This is a genomic window from Williamsia sp. z71, assembly GCF_059553375.1.
This window is the reverse complement of record NZ_JCANWX010000003.1, coordinates 375,302-392,073: the sequence shown is the minus strand read 5'-3', so window position 1 is coordinate 392,073 and position 16,772 is coordinate 375,302. Positions and strand designations below refer to the sequence as shown.

Annotated in this window: 18 protein-coding genes; 11 read left to right on the top strand and 7 right to left on the bottom strand. The window is 65.8% G+C overall.

Annotated elements, in window-relative coordinates; genetic code table 11:
- Window positions 1-28: 28 nt before the first annotated feature.
- Together AC51GR_RS10005 and AC51GR_RS10000 are read left to right on the top strand one after the other, a co-directional pair.
- Window positions 29-610 carry a TetR/AcrR family transcriptional regulator gene (locus tag AC51GR_RS10005; protein ID WP_496324472.1) on the top strand — a complete coding sequence of 194 codons (582 nt, stop codon included), beginning with the start codon at window positions 29-31 and terminating at the stop codon, window positions 608-610.
- Window positions 611-684: 74 nt separating this feature from the next.
- Entirely contained in the window at window positions 685-1,347 is a 663-nt protein-coding gene (locus tag AC51GR_RS10000) for an alpha/beta hydrolase family protein (RefSeq protein ID WP_496324471.1), read from the top strand.
- Here the strand turns inward: AC51GR_RS10000 and AC51GR_RS09995 are convergent.
- The 4 genes from AC51GR_RS09995 to AC51GR_RS09980 form a co-directional block, all read right to left on the bottom strand.
- The gene (locus AC51GR_RS09995) at window positions 1,337-1,690 is read right to left on the bottom strand and encodes a Fe-S protein (RefSeq protein WP_496324470.1); all 354 of its coding nucleotides are present in this window, start codon (window positions 1,688-1,690) and stop codon (window positions 1,337-1,339) included. The genes AC51GR_RS10000 and AC51GR_RS09995 overlap by 11 nt on opposite strands.
- A 23-nt stretch (window positions 1,691-1,713) precedes the next feature.
- Window positions 1,714-2,487 carry an SDR family NAD(P)-dependent oxidoreductase gene (locus tag AC51GR_RS09990; protein ID WP_496324469.1) on the bottom strand — a complete coding sequence of 258 codons (774 nt, stop codon included), beginning with the start codon at window positions 2,485-2,487 and terminating at the stop codon, window positions 1,714-1,716.
- A gap of 106 nt (window positions 2,488-2,593) precedes the next feature.
- A complete protein-coding gene (locus AC51GR_RS09985) occupies window positions 2,594-3,913 on the bottom strand; it encodes a sigma-54-dependent transcriptional regulator family protein (RefSeq protein WP_496324468.1) in 1,320 nt (439 codons plus the stop codon).
- Between the two features lie 52 nt (window positions 3,914-3,965).
- Window positions 3,966-6,116 carry an MMPL family transporter gene (locus AC51GR_RS09980; protein WP_496324467.1) on the bottom strand — a complete coding sequence of 717 codons (2,151 nt, stop codon included), beginning with the start codon at window positions 6,114-6,116 and terminating at the stop codon, window positions 3,966-3,968.
- Between the two features lie 221 nt (window positions 6,117-6,337).
- Between AC51GR_RS09980 and AC51GR_RS09975 the strand changes: the two genes are divergently transcribed.
- Both AC51GR_RS09975 and AC51GR_RS09970 read left to right on the top strand, forming a co-directional pair.
- Window positions 6,338-7,483 carry a sensor histidine kinase gene (locus AC51GR_RS09975; protein ID WP_496324466.1) on the top strand — a complete coding sequence of 382 codons (1,146 nt, stop codon included), beginning with the start codon at window positions 6,338-6,340 and terminating at the stop codon, window positions 7,481-7,483.
- Window positions 7,471-8,115: a response regulator gene (locus AC51GR_RS09970; protein WP_496324465.1), complete on the top strand. Its 645-nt coding sequence runs from the start codon at window positions 7,471-7,473 to the stop codon at window positions 8,113-8,115. Before AC51GR_RS09975 ends, AC51GR_RS09970 begins: the two co-directional genes overlap by 13 nt.
- Before the next feature lie 3 nt (window positions 8,116-8,118).
- Here AC51GR_RS09970 and AC51GR_RS09965 read toward each other — a convergent pair whose 3' ends face one another.
- Complete coding sequence (locus AC51GR_RS09965) at window positions 8,119-8,334, bottom strand: hypothetical protein (RefSeq protein ID WP_496324464.1); 216 nt, start codon at window positions 8,332-8,334, stop codon at window positions 8,119-8,121.
- A 63-nt stretch (window positions 8,335-8,397) separates the two neighbouring features.
- Between AC51GR_RS09965 and AC51GR_RS09960 the strand changes: the two genes are divergently transcribed.
- Window positions 8,398-8,811: a YccF domain-containing protein gene (locus AC51GR_RS09960; protein ID WP_496324463.1), complete on the top strand. Its 414-nt coding sequence runs from the start codon at window positions 8,398-8,400 to the stop codon at window positions 8,809-8,811.
- Window positions 8,812-8,976: 165 nt separating this feature from the next.
- On the opposite strand, the gene AC51GR_RS09955 is transcribed toward AC51GR_RS09960, so the two are convergent.
- The gene (locus AC51GR_RS09955; RefSeq protein WP_496324462.1) at window positions 8,977-9,846 is read right to left on the bottom strand and encodes an SCO6745 family protein; all 870 of its coding nucleotides are present in this window, start codon (window positions 9,844-9,846) and stop codon (window positions 8,977-8,979) included.
- Between the two features lie 45 nt (window positions 9,847-9,891).
- On the opposite strand from AC51GR_RS09955, the gene AC51GR_RS09950 reads away from it, so the two are divergent.
- The gene (locus AC51GR_RS09950) at window positions 9,892-10,044 is read left to right on the top strand and encodes a hypothetical protein (protein ID WP_496324461.1); all 153 of its coding nucleotides are present in this window, start codon (window positions 9,892-9,894) and stop codon (window positions 10,042-10,044) included.
- Between the two features lie 16 nt (window positions 10,045-10,060).
- On the opposite strand, the gene AC51GR_RS09945 is transcribed toward AC51GR_RS09950, so the two are convergent.
- Window positions 10,061-10,555, bottom strand: a complete 495-nt coding sequence (locus tag AC51GR_RS09945; protein WP_496324460.1) for a DUF6328 family protein — start codon at window positions 10,553-10,555, stop codon at window positions 10,061-10,063.
- A 129-nt stretch (window positions 10,556-10,684) separates the two neighbouring features.
- On the opposite strand from AC51GR_RS09945, the gene AC51GR_RS09940 reads away from it, so the two are divergent.
- The 5 genes from AC51GR_RS09940 (at window position 10,685) to AC51GR_RS09920 (ending at window position 16,756) form a co-directional block, all read left to right on the top strand.
- Window positions 10,685-11,587: an alpha/beta fold hydrolase gene (locus tag AC51GR_RS09940; protein WP_496324459.1), complete on the top strand. Its 903-nt coding sequence runs from the start codon at window positions 10,685-10,687 to the stop codon at window positions 11,585-11,587.
- A gap of 25 nt (window positions 11,588-11,612) precedes the next feature.
- Window positions 11,613-12,980 carry an MFS transporter gene (locus AC51GR_RS09935; protein WP_496324458.1) on the top strand — a complete coding sequence of 456 codons (1,368 nt, stop codon included), beginning with the start codon at window positions 11,613-11,615 and terminating at the stop codon, window positions 12,978-12,980.
- A 113-nt stretch (window positions 12,981-13,093) separates the two neighbouring features.
- The gene (locus AC51GR_RS09930) at window positions 13,094-14,017 is read left to right on the top strand and encodes an SDR family oxidoreductase (protein WP_496324457.1); all 924 of its coding nucleotides are present in this window, start codon (window positions 13,094-13,096) and stop codon (window positions 14,015-14,017) included.
- A gap of 181 nt (window positions 14,018-14,198) precedes the next feature.
- On the top strand, window positions 14,199-15,296 hold the full coding sequence (locus tag AC51GR_RS09925; protein WP_496324456.1) for a ferredoxin reductase: 1,098 nt from the start codon (window positions 14,199-14,201) through the stop codon (window positions 15,294-15,296).
- 14 nt (window positions 15,297-15,310) lie between these two features.
- Window positions 15,311-16,756: a fatty acid desaturase family protein gene (locus AC51GR_RS09920; RefSeq protein ID WP_496324455.1), complete on the top strand. Its 1,446-nt coding sequence runs from the start codon at window positions 15,311-15,313 to the stop codon at window positions 16,754-16,756.
- The last annotated feature ends 16 nt before the right edge of the window (window positions 16,757-16,772 follow it).

Sequence of the window (16,772 nt, the reverse complement as noted above, 5' to 3'; positions counted from 1 at the left end):
TCAACTTGTCAACCAATAGGGTGCACACATGAGTCAGCAGGGTTTGCGGCGCGAGCGAAGCGATGCCGCCCGCAATCGACGCGCCATCCTGGACACGACGGACCGACTACTTGCCCAATACGGTGCCGCCAACCTCTCCATCGACCAGATCGCAGCGGCCGCGGGAGTCGGAAAGGGCACCATCTTCCATCGCTTCGGCAGCCGAGCGGGGCTGATGCGAGAACTGGTGGTCGAGCGCGCCCAGACTCTTCGTCAGACCGTGACCGACGGGCCGCCCCCGCTGGGTCCGGGCGCCCCCGCCGCCGACCGGCTCCTGGCGTTCTTCGACGCCATGTTCTCGCTGATCGTGGACAACGTCGAGCTCATGATCGCGTACGACAACGCGACGTCCCATTCCGAAGCGGAAGAGATCAACGCCTTCTGGCATCGCCACATCGCCCAGCTGCTCGCCGAGGCCAGACCAGACGTCGATGCCCCGGTCCTGGCGCGGGTACTGCTGAGCACTCTCGACCCCGATGTCGTCCTCGAACATATTCGGACCGATCACACCGGCCGGCTCGCGGCAGCAATCCACAGCTTGGTCGCCGCGGTTGTTGCACAGGGTGATTGATCTGCCAGACGCATGGTGCCCGGTGTTGTGCGTCCGAGGTTTGAATCGCCCGGCAGTCGGGCAGACATTAAGGCATGGAGACGATCGAGTACGCACCGGGCCGGTCGGTCGACGTGTTCGGTACAGCGGATAACCAGGCAGTATTGCTCTGGCACGGAATGCAGACCGACGCCCGCGCTGCGGTGCGGCCGCTTGCCGAACTCGTGGCGGACCGCGGCTTTCATGTCATCGCACCCGACTGGAACTCGCACGCCACGGACAACGGCCGGGCGGATCTGCTCGCCTCCGCGTACTTCGCGGCGAACCACGGCGCAGGGAGCGAGGGCCTCATCCTGGTCGGATGGTCCCTCGGGGGCCTGGCGGCTGCGGGTTTGACCATCCACGCCGGCGACTTCGATCTCCGGATCCTTCGGACGATCTGCCTGGCCGGTGCGTTCATGGCCACGGATCCGATCACCGGAGAGCACTTACCGACAGAACCCCCGGCTTCGGCACAGCAGGTGCCGTTCACCCTGTTGCACGGAATGCGCGACGACGCCGTGCCGCCGGCCGCAAGCCAGGAGTTCGCTGCCAGGCTCGAGAAGTGGGGGTGGCCCGTCGAACTGATCGAACTCGACGCCGATCACGGGTCGATCGCCGGCGCCGCCTATGACGCCGCAGCCGATCGCTATGTCGCAACCGACGATCCCGAGTCGCTGGCTCACGCCGCCGAGGTCGCGGCGTGGATCACCAGATGACGGCGATGCCCGCGGCCAGCAGTGACAACGCCCCGACGGCATAGAACAGCGGCCGCGGGACGGGCTCGCCGGTACGCCGTTGGCGCGCGCTCCCGATCCCCAGAACTGCACCGAGCACCACCAGGATCACCAGCTTGACGCCGATTTTCGGGTAGTTCAGATCGATCCCCGCAGGCCACGGCGCAGCCAGTGCCACACCGGTCAGGAGTGAGAGCAGAATCCCGTACTCCATCACCCGGGTGGTCCGGAATCGACGAGCGGCCGCCTCGGCCACCCAGGCACCGAAGGTGACTGCGAAACCGACGATGTGCAGAAGTATTACGACGTTGCGTAGTAGATCCATGGAGGCAGCTTAACCACGGTTCCTCAACGAAGCATCAATTTGCCGCCGTCAACCGAGTAGATCTGTCCCGTCATGAAACCCGAACCGGGGCCAGCCAGGAAGGCCACCACCGGGACCAGGTCGCGGTCGATATCGCCGAGACGGCCGCCCAGCGGAACGGTTTTCGCCATGCTCGCGTCATGCGCGGCAAGCTGCTCCGGCGTCATCGAAGCCCGGGTGCGGTCGTACATCGGCGTCCAGATGGCAGGTGCGATGGCATTGACCGTGATCCCGTGGGTCGCCCATTCCAACGCCACCGTGCGCGTCCAGGCGACCACTGCCCCTTTCGATGCCGCGTAGGCGGCCTTGCCGGGATAACCCGTGATCCCGGCCGCCGAAGCGAAGTTGATGATCCGTCCACCACCGGCTTCGATCAATGCCGGCAGGACCGCCTGATTCATCAAGAACGTCCCGGTCGCGTTGACCGCCATCGCCAGGTTCCACTGCTCGATGGGCATCTCGCCGGCCGCAGCGCCCGGGGCGATGCCGGCCGCATGAACCAGCACATCGAGCCCGCCGAGATGTGCAACGGCGGCCGATACCGCGGTGGTCACATCGGCCGGATTGCTGACATCGCAGGCGATGAACCGGGCACCGGCTTCGGCGGCAACGGCACCACCGTCCTCCGCTGCCATGTCGAGCGAGACCACCGAGGCGCCGAGCGACGGCAGGGCGCGAACCAAACCCGCACCCATCCCGCTGGCGCCGCCCGTCACGATGATCCGTCGCCCGGCCAGGCCTTCCGCCGCGTGTGTCACATGCTCTCCCAACAGTCGGTCCTCAGATCTGCCGAGAATAACATTCTGATTATTGGGAGTATGATTCTGACCAGGGCCGATCAGTACAGAGAACCGGTCGGCCGGGTCAGATTCCGAAACGGCGGTCGAGCAGACGTACGCGACCGTGGATGAGCGCTTCATCCCGGTGGCCCGGCGCCAGCGTTTGGCCCCACCGTCGCCACGCGGCCAGGTCTTCACGCCCGTGGACCGAGGCCGTCCAGGCCCGCAACAGCTTCGGGTCCCCGGACGTCAACACGGCCGAACGGACATCTTCCCTGAGTTCTTCGAAGACGTCGGCGATCCCGGGTGCCCTGGACACACTGAGCAGTCCACCGCGGCCGAAGGTCTCGATCGCCCGGATGATGTCGCCGGTCCGCAGCATCCCGCGCACCTGACCGAGGTCGGAGTCGATGGGTGCGGTGAGCCGATATGGCCGGGACGCAACAACATCGGGGCCCAGGTCACGTCGCATCCGGGAGATCTCCGCGCGGACCGTCACCGGGTCGACGCCGTCGTCGGCGAGCATGGAAGCGATCTGTTCGGTGCCCAGGCCCCCGGGATGTTCCCCGAGCAATACCAGGATCTCGGCATGCCGACGCGACAGGCGCATCGCCGGCCGACCCGCCGGACGCCAGTGGTAACGATCGCCGTCGAGCACCGTCAAACGCGGAACATCCGAGCGCTCCGATCGGGCCCCTTCGCCGGTGAGCGACCGGATCCGCAACTCGCCTTCGACCGCGGCGACAACCGACTTCACCATCGACAACGCGAACGGGGTGGCCACCCGCTCGCCACCCGTCACGTCGATGACCCCGATCACCGCACCGGTCACCGGGTCGTGCACCGGCGCCGCGACGCAGTTCCAGTCCTGCACCCGCACCGCAAAATGTTCGGCCCCGAAAATCTGTACCCCGTGGTCGACCTCAAGAGCCAGACCTGGGGCGTTGGTGCCGGCGACCTGCTCCGCCCACAACGCCCCTTCGACAAAGTTGATGTCGCCGGCCTGGTCTCTCGCTTTGTGGTCACCCTCTACCCACAACAACCGACCCACGTCATCGGTGAGTGCAACCACCACGCCGGAATCGGAAACCTCATCGAGCATGAGTGAACGGACCAGCGGGTATGCGGTGGCCATCGGATGGCCGTTGCGGTACTCGACGAAGTCGTTCCACGACATGCTGTTGTCATCGGTCATCCCGGAGGGGCTGACGCCACCTTTGACCGATCTCATCCAGGAATCCCGAACCACCGACCGCACCGAGGTGCGGCCGGTGGCCGGGGACATCGTGCCGGTCTGAACGAAGAGTTCATGGGCGCGGCGGACCTGCTCCAGACGAGCGGCCGGATCCTCACCTGGTTCCAGTGCGGACCAGAAGTCGCGGGGAGGTGTCTGCAACTCGCTCACCGCGTCGCCTCCGTTTCGCCTCGAACCCCGACATCCTCAAGTGTGCACCACGTCACGTCGTCACAGGCGCGACCTGGCGATTCGGCACCACCGGTTCGTCGGTCCGGGTGCGTCGCGGCCACCAGGCCCGGTTCCCGAGCAGCACCAGTATCGAGGGCAGCAGCACCAACCGCACCACGGTTGCATCGATCAGGATGGCCACCGCCAGACCCACACCCATCTGCTTCATCTCGACCATGCTCTGGGCGGCGAACAGCGCGAACACCGACACCATCACCAGCGCGGCACTGGTCACCACCCCCGCGGTCTGGGTGACCCCGGCCCGTACCGCCACCTTCGGAGGCAGGCCGTTGTCGATACCCTCGCGGATCCGGCTGAGTACGAACACGTGGTAGTCCATCGACAAGCCGACGAGCACCGCGAGCAGGAACATCGGAATCCACTCGACAACCGTGCCGTTGGACGTGAAGTCGAGTAGCCCTTCGGCCCAGCTGTGCTGGAACACCAGCGCGAGCACGCCGAACGCCGCACCCACCGACATCAGGTTCAGCAACGTGGAGACCAGGGCGATCACCGGGCTCCGGAACGTGGCCACCAGCATCAGCATGGTCAGGGTCAGGATCACCGCGACCACGATCGGCAATCCGTCCGACAATGCCTTGGTGCTGTCGTATTGCTCGGCGATCTGACCGCCGACCGCGAACTCGGTTCCGCCGATACCGTCCACCCGGTCGGGCACCACGGTGGTCCGCAGGTCGAGCATGGCTTCTTCGGCGTCGGTGGCACCCTGTTCGAAGGTGCTGGCGAGCCGCAGTTCGGTGGTGGTTCCCGACGACGAGGTCACCGGCTCCTGGGTGACGGTCCAGGCCCCACTCTCGGTCGCCGCCTCCCCCACGTCGGTCAACGCCGCGCTCACCGCGGCCGGATCACCGCCGGAGACCACGACATTGGCCGACGATCCTTCGGAGGGGAACTCGGCATCGAGTTGCTGCGCCACCGCGACCGCGGGGATGTCCTGCGGCAGCGTGTCCAGACCGGCGCTGCGCAGCGTCATGGTCAATGCTGGGATCGCCAGTGCCAGCATGACCGCCAGCCCGGCGACCAGTGCGATCACCGGCCGGGTGACAACCGGTCCGATGATGCGCGTGCTGATCCCACCGTCACCGATCCGTCGGTTGAGTCGCCAGAGCAGCGGCACACGTGGACGATCGACCCACCGGCCGAACTTGACCAGCAGCGCGGGCAGGACCGTCAGGGAACCGATCACCGCGACCGCGACCACGATGATGGCTGCAGTGGCAAGCGAATTGAACGTCGCGCTGCCGAGTACATAGACACCGGCCAGTGACGCGATCACCGCAACACCGGAGACCAGAATCGAATGGCCGGACGTGGCCGCCGCGATCTCGACGGCATCGATCTTCCCGTGGCCCTTGCGCCGTTCCTCGCGTTCTCGTTTCAGGTAGAACAACGAATAGTCCACGCCCACAGCCATACCGATCAACAGCACCATCGACGACGCGGTGTCCTCGGACGGCACGAAGTGGGAGATCGGCGCGTAGATGCCGATCGTCGCGACCACCGAGGTGATGGCCAGCAACACCGGGATGCCGGCGGCGATCAGGGCCCCGAAGGCAAAGAGCATGATGCCCAACGTGATCGGGATGCTGATGATCTCGGCCGAGGTCAGGTCTTCGGCGACTCGTTCATTGATCGCCTCATCGAGCGACACGTCACCGGTCTGCCCGAACTGCAGGTTCGGATGATCGGTGCCGGCCGCCGCCACTGCCGCGTTGATGTCGGCGATGGTGGGGTCTTCGTCTCCCGGCGGGGCGCGCAGGGAGATCGAGACCAACTGCACCGAACCGTCGGGCGACTGCGCCGGCAACGAGATCTCCTGCACCTCCGATGAACCCGTCAGGTATTCGCGGAGTTCGGCGGCCGCGGCCACTGCCTCGTCCTGATCACCGGTGATCAGGACGAACTCGCTGTCGGGTGCGGCGAGCCCGGCGTCGTGGATCATCTGGTCCGCGGTACCGGACTGGCCGGTGCGGTAGTCGGCGTCGTCCGTTTGCTGGGTGGGGATCATCGCACTGAACGCGACCGCTACCACCACCAGCCCCAGCCAGAGTCCGATTGCGCGCCAAGGATTGTGCGCGCTCCACCGGGCGACGGCCTGCGGCCCTCGCGTCATCTGTCTCATGGGAGCTCCTGATGCTGTGAGGCGGGTGCCTCGGGATGGATTTCCCGGCGGACACCGGGGCATTTACCACCTTTGTCGACCCGGACGAGCAGGTCAGGAGCGATAAACCCCCCAATCGCGGCGAAATTGTCCACCATGGAGGGTGGGCCCAGCACTACTGTCATTCACCGCAGAACCGGGCAGGATGTAGTTCTTGCACCGATGCAGGACGGGCGCGGCGGATGATCGCGACCGGGGAGGAAGCAGTGGATCTCGACGAACACCCGACTCTGGTGGTCCGGTGGCTGCGGGCGGCGATGTACGCCCTCACCACCGCACTGCTCGCGCCGGTGGCACTGGTGCTGTTCGTCGTGCAGGTCGTGGCGATCCCGCTTGTTCTGATCACCGTGGGCGGCCTGGTGCTGTGGGTCAAGGTTCCGATCACCGGCGCCTTTTGCGACCTTCATCGCCGGATGGCGGCCGGCGTCCTCGATCGCCGGTGGCTCCCCGGCGACTACAAACCGACCCAGCACAGTCGCAAGATCTTCCACCTGCTCATGGTCTGGAGTTCCGACTCCTTGCGATGGCGGGATCTCGGATGGCTGGCGTTGGCGTCCACGATCGGTTTCGTGATCTCGCTTGTCGGCGTGATCCTCTCCGCCACGGTGGTACTGCTCCCATTCGTGGAGCCGTTGATGAGGACCCGGGCCGTGATGGACCTGATGGCGTTGAACCGCAGCCGCAACGAGGTGCTGGAGGCCCGGGTCCACGAGGTCACCGAATCCCGTGCCGCGACAGTCGATTCGGCCGCCGCCGAGCTTCGACGTGTGGAGCGGGACCTGCATGACGGGGCCCAGGCCCGCCTCGCCGCGTTGGGCATGACCATCGGTTTGGCCGAAAGCCAGGTCGACAATGACCCGATTGCCGCCAAACAGCTGATGGCCGAGGCCCGCGCGTCGGCGACCGCAGCGCTGGGTGATCTGCGTTCGGTGGTCCGTGGCATCCATCCACCGATACTCGCCGACCGCGGGGTCGGGCCGGCCGTCGAGGCACTGGCACTCGACCTGCCGATCCCGATGACGTTGAATCTCGCTGTCAAGGAACGTCTTCCGGCCGCAATGGAGAATGCCGTCTACTTTGCGGTGGCCGAGGCGCTGGCGAACGTCGGTAAACACGCCCACGCTCACAACGCCTGGATCTCGATGGGTGTCTTCGCGGGCGTGCTCAGGGTCGAGGTCGGTGACGACGGGATCGGCGGTGCGGTGGCCACCGGATCGGGATTACACGGCGTCACCCAACGACTCAAGGCCATGGACGGCTCGCTGTATGTCCACAGTCCGGTCGGTGGTCCGACGATCATCTCGATGGAGGTTCCATGCGCGTCGTGATCGCCGAGGATCACGCCCTGTTGCGTGACGGTTTGTCGCGCATCCTGGCCGCCCATCAGATGGACGTGGTCGCCGCCGTCGACAATGCAACCGAACTCGACACCGCACTGTCCGACGCGACCGTCGATCTGGCCGTACTCGATGTCCGGATGCCACCGACCTTCACCGACGAGGGTCTGCAGGCGGCGATCAAGATCCGCCGTCAACGCCCCGGCTTCCCGGTTCTGGTGCTCTCGCAGTATGTGGAGCAGCTCTACGCGCGGGAGTTGCTCGAGAGCGGCGAAGGCGCAGTCGGATACCTGCTCAAGGACCGGGTGGCCAACGTCGCCGGATTCATCGACGCCGTCCGCCAGGTCTCCGGTGGCGGCACGGTTCTCGACCCCGAGGTGGTGTCCCAGCTGTTGACCGGACAACGCTCCGACGGGCCGCTGGACCGCCTCTCGACCCGCGAACGAGAAGTCCTGTCGTTGATGGCCGAAGGGCGGTCGAACGCGGCGATCGCCGAGGCGATGTTCGTCTCGGAGAAGGCCGTGAGCAAGCACTCCAACAGCATCTTCACCAAACTCGACCTGCCCGTGTCGGCCGACGACAACCGCCGGGTGCTCGCGGTTCTGGCCTATCTCGGGGTGTGAGCGCTAGCCCCTCGCAAGGTTGTAGAGGAAGGTGCTGAGCGCCAGGAGCGCGCCCGATATCGCCGCGGGCCAGAACCAGCCGTTCCACAGACCCGAGCTGAATGCCACGACGATCCAGCCCATGATCAGCAGCGCAGTGGTGAGGGTGGTGACCAGCCGGACCACCAGGATCACGGCGACCGCCAGCGACCACACGACCTCTCGCAGGCCCAACCTCATCGATACGCTCCCGTAAATTCATTCGCCCGAACTGAATTGGACAACTTTGGCACAATGGGTGCGGTGAAGACCATCCTGAACGTCATCTGGCTTGTGCTCTGTGGATTCTGGATGGCGTTGGGATACGTCGCCGCCGGCATCATCTGCTGCATTCTCATCATCACCATCCCTTTCGGTATCGCGTCGTTCCGGATCGCGGCATACGCGCTCTGGCCCTTCGGGCGGACAGTCATCCGCAAACCCACGGCCGGCGTGGGGTCGGCCATCGGCAATGTCATCTGGCTGATCTTCGCCGGCATCTGGTTGGCCTTGGGTCACATCGCCACCGGTATCGCGTTGTGCCTGACCATCATTGGCATCCCGCTCGGAATCGCGAGCTTCAAGATGATCCCGGTGTCACTGCTCCCGCTCGGCGCAGAGATCGTCGACACCGACCGCGGGGCGCTGGTCCCGCCGCAGACGACAACGCGTTGGTAGGCGCCGAGCCTGAGGCCGGGGTCAGTGCGATCACCGGGATCACGCGGGTGGTCTACCTCTCGTAATCGGCGGAGCCCGCATGACCGATGCCTGCGCGGCGTGGATCCGGTCCCGCTCGGCAATGATGCCCTCGTCGAAACCCATGGGGCCGAGTGTAATCGCGGCTCAGCCCACGTTGTCGAGGTCAGGTCCGATCGGGGTGGCCGACGGGATCTCCCCGGTGGCCACCACCACCTTGGTCAGTTCCAGCAGTGACGTCGTCAGGTCGTCGACAGCACCGGCGGTCAGCCGCGCGTAGGCGGGCGCGGCGAGCCGATCGGTGGTGTTCTCGATGTCGGCCTTGAGTGCCCGGCCGGCAGGCGTGATGGCGCCGGAGCGGTCGAGCAGACCCCGATCGGCCAAACTCTCCGTCAGCGACTCCCACTCCTCGTCGGTGTACCGACGCCCGGCGTCGAGCACCGAACGTGGGAGCGCCGTGGCGATGGCATGCAGGACACCGGCTTCCCGGCCACTGATCCCGGCCGCGGTCAGGGCGGCGACATGTCCGTCACCCCGGTGCTCACGCAACAGGGTTGCCGCATGCCACAGGGCACCGACCCGGTCCGTCGGCCAGGGCAGTGCCGCATTCGCGGCGAACAGGGCCCGCCCGCCGAGGTCTGCGTTCTGTGCGACCGGGTACAGCAACGCGACCACCCGGTCGATGGTGGCCGCGGCCTCGTCGCCGAGCATGCGGTTCAGCGTCGCGGCCGCTGCGTCCTGACGGGCCTTCAGCGCGGTTTCCGGGGGCGCGAAGTCCCAGGCGTCCGGGATCGCCCTGGCCACGTGCGACGGCGTGAAGTTGTAGAACAGCGCCGTGACGATCTCCGGGCCGACCGGTCCCAGCGGCGCTGCCCGAGCAGCGAAGTAGCCCATCCAGAAGCCCCGGTAACCGGCAGCCGACAGTGCCTCGCGGGTCTCGTCGGAGAAGTAGGTGACGGCGTGCAGGGGCTCGAGTAGTCGCCACAGTCGCCGAGCGGTGGGAAGGTCGATGGCCATGAACGGAGCATGCCATCGCACTGTGCGAGCGCCTACCCTTTAACGATGACCGACAAAAAGAAGGCCTCGGACCACACCCACGACGAACCCAAAGGCGGACGACCCGGACCTGTCGACGAGGGCGGCACCGGCGGAATGGCCACCCGGGAGGTCGCACCCGAGCTCGTCCACAAGGACGACGACACCAAGGACGACTGAGTCACCACGGTTCGGATCACCGCTCGCGGTCGCGATACCGCCATGGGAAGACGAACCAGAAATACAGGAATCCCAGTGCCGCGAGGGTGCCGGCCACGATCCCGGCGGTCCGTCCCACCACCAGCTCGAACACCATCATCACGACCCCGGTCATCGCGACTCCGATCAGCATCAGCCCACCGAGCGCGAATCGTTGCCCGGACTGCACCAGTTCCGGCAGTCGATGCCTCCGAAAAAGTATGCGGTGCATGGAGGCCGGGGCCAACAACAGCACGGTTGCCGACACCGAGGCCGCCATCGTGGCCAGGTAAAGGTATTTGAAGAAGTCGTCCTCTTCGTAGAAGCGGTCCTGAAACGGGATGGTCAGCAGAAAGCCTGTGAGCACTTGGACCCCGGTCTGAACGACCCGTAATTCTTGCAGGAGGTTCGACCAGTTGCGGTCCAGCTGTTGGGTCGGGGTCTCCTGCCGTTCCTCGCGGTACCACTCCTCGTCGTCGGGACCACTGGTCATCGGCCAATCCTGGGCGCACCTGCGATGCAGGGCAACCCCTCGCCGGGACCGTAAGTTGCGTCCCGACAAACAACCGGTTCTCGCTGGTCGATAGGCTGGGCGAATATTTGCGTGGCAAAGGAGTGAGCGATGACGGCCGATACCCCCCGCCCGGTCACGGAGCCGCGTTGGTTCGCCGCCGCGCTGGCAGACAAACCCGAACACCGTGACGTCGAGATCTCCGGCGCCCGCGTGCACCTTCGCTGCTGGGGCGACGAAGGCAGACCCGGCGTGGTGCTGGTCCATGGCGGATCGGCACATTCGGGCTGGTGGGATCACATCGCTCCGCTCCTCGCGTCGACACATCGGGTGGTCGCGGTCGACCTGTCCGGACACGGTGACAGCGAGATCCGTGAGCAGTACCCGATGGACGGCTGGACGAGCGAGGTCCTGGCGGCAGCCACGGCAGGTGGCATCGCCGGCAAGCCCTACGTGGTCGGCCACAGCATGGGCGGCTGGGTCACCGCGGTACTCGGCGCGTTGCACACCGATGCCGCCGCGGGCCTGGTCATCATCGACTCACCTCTGTTCGACGAACCGCCGGAGGAGATCATCATCCGGCAGCTGGCCCGTGTCCCGAAGGCCTATGCCGACCGGGACGAGATCTGCGTCCGGTTCCGGACCGAGCCGAGGCAGGATGTCCTGCTGCCCTACGTGGCCAGGCATGTCGCCGAAGAATCGGTGACGCAGACCGAGGCCGGCTGGATGTGGAAGTTCGATCCGGAGATGTTCCGCAAACGGCACGAAGCCGGGCACCTGGTGAATCTTCGTGAGCTGCTCGGCAAGATCGTGACCCCGTCGCTGTACATCCGGTGCGAGCTGGGCATGGTCAGTCCTGAGATGGCCCAGGAAATCGCCGGGTTGTTCGCCAACCCGGCCACCGTGGTCGACCTCCCGGACGCCGGACACCACCCGATGATGGATCAGCCGCTACCGCTGGTGAGCATCCTTCGAACCATCTTGGCGCAGTGGGAATCCGAGCGGCGACCGTGATCGTGGAAGTGGTCATCACCCGTTGATGACCGCGAAAGGCGGCCCGCCCCGGTACGGCATCCTGCTGTTCACCCTGGGGCTCGTTACCACCATCACGTCCATCGTCAGCAGCCTCGGCGCACCACTGGTGCCGAAGATCTCGACCGACTACGACGTCGAGATCACCCAGGCCCAGTGGACGCTCACCGCCACCATGCTGATGGCAGCCATCGCGACGCCGGTCCTGGGCCGGCTCGGCGGCGGTTCCTGGCGACGTCCGACGATTCTGGTCGGCCTCGCCGTCGTGACGGCCGGATCCGTACTTGCTGCTCTACCACTGGGTTTCGAGGCGCTGGTGATCGGCCGGACGATGCAGGGGGTCGGTCTGGCGCTGGTGCCCCTCGCGATGGCGGTCGCCCGCGAATCATTTGCGCCGCGCCGGCTGGCGTCGGCGATCTCTTTGCTGTCGGTGACCGGTATCGCCGGGGCCGGCCTGGGCTACCCGATCACCGCAACCGTGGCCCATCTGTGGGGTTTGCATGCGGCGTACTGGTTGGGCGCCATCCTGAGCCTGATCACGCTGCTCATGGCCGTGCGGTACATACCCGACTCGCGCACCTCCACCCGGATGTCCGTGGATTGGTTTGGCGCAGTGCTTCTGTCGAGCGGTACCGCCATGTTCCTGCTCGCCGTCAGCCACGGTGACAGCTGGGGTTGGCTGGCACCACGCACGCTGGCTCTCTCCGTCGTCGGCGTGGCCGCGTTCGCGCTGTGGATCGTGTGGACACTGCGCCGCGAACAACCGCTCGTCGATCTCCGGCTGGCGGTCCGGCCCGGGGTGGCCGCGCCCAACCTCGTTGCCGCAGGCGCCGGTATCGCGATGTACACGCTACTCACGCTCGTCATCGTGCTCGTCCAGAACCCTGACTGGGGACTGGACCAGTCACTGGCCGTGGCCGGGTTGATGCTGACGCCGTATTCGCTGATGAGTGTGGTCGGCAGTCGCCTGTCGTTGGCGGCCGTGGACAGGTTCGGCCCAGACCTGGTGCTGCCGTTGGGTTGCGGGATCTTCATGTGCTCCACGGTGGGCGTGGCCCTTGTTCACGACCATGTCGCATGGGCGGTGCTCTGGATGGCCGTCGGCGGCCTGGGCAGTGGGTTCAGTTTCTCTTCGCTCGCAGTGCTGATCATTCCGCATGTACCGAGCGAAGAAACCGGCAGCGCGATGGCTTTCAACATGGTGCTGCGATACCTGGGGTTCTCCGTCGGCAGCGCGGTGAGCGTCGCCCTGATGGCCGTCTACGGCGGCGGTGACCGCGGGTTCGCGTTGACCTTGATCACGGTGTCCGTGGTGTTTGCCGCGGTGGGCATCGGTGCCTGGCTCCTGAGCAAACGCGTCCCGCAGGCGGGCTGAACCCGCTCGGGATTGGGGTAGTCCACTACTCGCGCCGCCGGGGGCCGGCCTTCTTAAGCTGTCTGCGCCCGCAAGGGAGCGAACCTCCCACCCTCGGTAAAGGACGGCGAACCATGGCGACATCGGACAACAAGGTGGTTCTCATCACCGGGGCGGCGAGCGGCATCGGCGCCGCAACCGCCCGGGCGCTGGCCGCTCGGGGCGCAAAAGTGATCCTCGTCGACGTCGAGGCGGATGCCCTTCGCCAACTCGCCGATGATCTCGGACCCGACGCCGCGGTCTCCGCAATCGCGGACGTGACCGATTTGGCCGCAGTCGAGGCGGCCGCAGAGTCCGGGGTGAGCACCTTCGGTGGGATCGATGTGGTTGTGGCCGGCGCCGGTATCGCGAGTTATGGGTCGGTGTTGCACGTCGATCCGGCGACGTTCCGCCGCGTCATCGACATCAACGTCACCGGAGTGTTCCATACCGTTCGCGCAGCTCTGCCTCATCTGATCGAGCGACGCGGATACGTCCTGGTGGTGTCGTCGATGGCCGCTTACGGTGCGATTCCCGGGTCGGCGGCCTACACCACCAGCAAAGCCGGGATCGAGCATTTCGCCAATGCCCTGCGGTTCGAGGTCGCACATCACGGCGTCGCGGTGGGCAGCGCCCACATGTCGTGGATCGACACCCCGATGGTGCGCGACGGTCAAAAAGATGTGCCCACGTTCAACGATCTCCTAGACGTTCTACCCCGGCCACTGAGCAAGGTGGTGCCCCTCGAGGACTGCGTTGATGCCTTTGTCAACGGCATCGAGCGGCGCAAGAACCATGTGTACGTACCTCGCTGGGTCGGCGTGGCGCGCTGGCTCAAGCCGGTGCTCTCGTCGACCAAGGTCAATCGTCGGGTCCTCGAGCGGGTATCGACCGACCTTCCGCTGATGGATCAGCAGGCCGCGGCGCTCGGACGCTTCACGAGCGCACGCCACCTGGCGACGGGCGTCGTACCACCGGCACCGACCGACTCGGCGAGGGAACCGGCGGGCAATTCCTGAAGATGTTTCGGAGCGTGGCAGCGGGGTAAACCAGAGACCTGTCCGGTTGAGGTCTGCAGCCGCCGGCTGCGGAGCCGCCGAGCAGGTGACCGATATGTCCGTGCATCGCGGGATGCGCGGCCGGACCCGGGGGTGAAAATGCCATCGAGCACGATCTTGTCCGAGGCGATGTGGGGTAGCCGTGGCTGAACGCGGAGCCAAGCCGCAAGTCCCGGCCTTGCGCCGAAAGGCGCTCCGAGCCATCAGCCATCTGTTCAGCCCGTTACAGCCGGACGACTACCTCGAGATGATCAACCCGCTGTGGACCACGCGGGAGCTGCGCGGTCGCATCGAAGAGGTCCAGCAGCAGGGTTCTGACGCCGCGACCGTCTGGATCAAGCCGGGGTACGAGTGGCCGGGCCATCTGCCGGGTCAGTACGTGCGCCTCGGTGTGGTGATCGATGGCGTGTTCCACTGGCGGGCCTATTCGTTGACGTCCGACCCCGAACCGCGGGACGGGCTGATCGCAGTGACCCCCAAACTCGTCGAGAACGGTGTGGTCTCGCCGTATCTCGTGCGCAAGATCCGGCCGGGAGAGATCATCCGGCTCGGCGAAATCGAGGGTGTGTTCACACTCCCCGATCCGTGTCCGGAGAAAATGCTCTTCATCAGCGCCGGTAGCGGCATCACACCGATCATGAGCATGCTGCGCAGTCTGGACCACAACAACGCCATGAAGGATGTGGTGGTGATCCACTCGGCCCGCACCGAATCGCAGGTGATGTTCCACGACGACCTGCGGGAGATGGATCGACGCCAGGACGGCATGCACCTGACCATCCGGCTCACCGCCGAGAACGGCCGGTTCGGAACCGACGATCTCGACGAATTGTGCCCGGATTGGCGCGAACGTGAGGCCATGTGCTCGGGACCGGGTGAAATGCTCGATACCTTCGTCGAACACTGGGAACGCAACGATGTCGGGGACCGCATCCATTTCGAGCGGTTCCAGCCCATCATCGGCGGTGCCGCCGGTGCCGGTGAGGGCGGCGCGGTGCGGTTCGTCCGCAGCAAGACCGATACCAAATGCGAACCGGGACAGACAATTCTGGCCGCAGGGGAAGATGCCGGGCTCGAACTCAAGTACGGCTGCAGAATCGGCATCTGCCATACGTGTGTGGGCACGTTGAAATCGGGAAGTCTACGAGACCTACGTACCGGTGAAGTCAGCGAGCCGGCCGGCGCCTCGGTGCGGATCTGCGTGAACAGCGCCGAAGGCGACATCGAAATCGATTTGTAGATCGAAGGAGAGTCATGACGATCGACGAAGCCAAGGGCAGAACCCGCCCCGGATCCACCGGAGCCAGGGCCGACGACGGGCAGAGTCCGCTCGCCCATCTGTCCGACGAAACCATCGAAATGCTGGGCAAGGAGTTCGACGCCATCCACGACGAGGTCTACGGAGATCTCGGGGAACGCGACCGCCAGTACATCAAGACGGTGATCGCCACCCAGCGGAACCTGGCCGTCGCCGGCCGGGTGCTACTGCTGGGATCGAGGTCGAAGGTCTCCTGGGTCGCCGGCACCGCCTGCCTGGGTATGGCGAAGATCCTCGAGAACATGGAGATCGGCCACAACGTCATGCACGGACAGTGGGACTGGATGAACGACCCCGACATCCATTCCTCGGTCTGGGATTGGGACACCGCGTCGACCGCGGAGGCGTGGAAACACTCGCACAACTACATCCATCACACCTTCACCAACATCCGGGGTAAGGACAAGGATCTCGGCTACGAGATCATGCGGATCGATCCGCACCAGCCATGGAATCCGGTGTACCTGGCGCAGCCGTTCTACAACATGCTGCTGACCGCCTTCTTCGAGTGGGGTGTGGCCTTGCACGACCTCGACCTCGACGCCATTCGCAAGGGCGAGAAGTCGATGTCGGAACTCTGGCACGACCTCAAAGGCATCGGCGTCAAGGCGCGGCGACAGGTGATCAAGGATTACATCGGGTGGCCGGCGATCAGTGCCGGTGCTTTCGCCCTGACTCAGCTCGGGTCGGGCGGGCGCATCGCTCAACCCAGGAAGTCGCGGTTGGCGAAGCGCCTGCGTCGCGCGCCCGGGGCCGGCAAGCGCGCCACCGTTGCCGCCGAGCTGATGGATCGCACGCTTCCCGGGGTCGAGCAGACGTTCCTGGCGACGCTGGCGGCGAACTTCACCGCCAACATCATCCGCAACGTCTGGGCGCACGCGATCATATTCTGCGGCCACTTCCCCGACCAGACGTACACCTTCAGCAAGGAGGAGACCGCGGACGAGACCCGCGGCGGTTGGTACCTCCGGCAGTTGCTCGGATCAGCGAACATCGAGGGCAGCCCGCTGTTTCACGTGATCAGCGGGAACCTGGGGTACCAGGTCGAGCACCACCTCTACCCCGACATGCCGAGTACTCGTTACTCGGAGGTCGCGCCCAAGGTGAAGGACATCTGCGAGCGCTACGAACTGCCGTACAACTCAGGTCCGTTCGGTCGTCAATGGGGACAGGTGCACCGGACCATCTTCCGCCTGGCATTTCCCGGCGGCCAGTCGCGACCCAAGCCCGGCCCCTACCACCGGGCACCGCACAGCGCCGTCGACACGGAAAGGTCCAGCGAGGCCGCCCGGTTCCGGAGCCGGGTACCCCAGGGACACCCGGACGCCGGCCCCGAACACGAGTCCGGCGGTGTCGCAGTCGCCCCACCGCCCCGGGACTGACCGGTCCGGCTCGGTG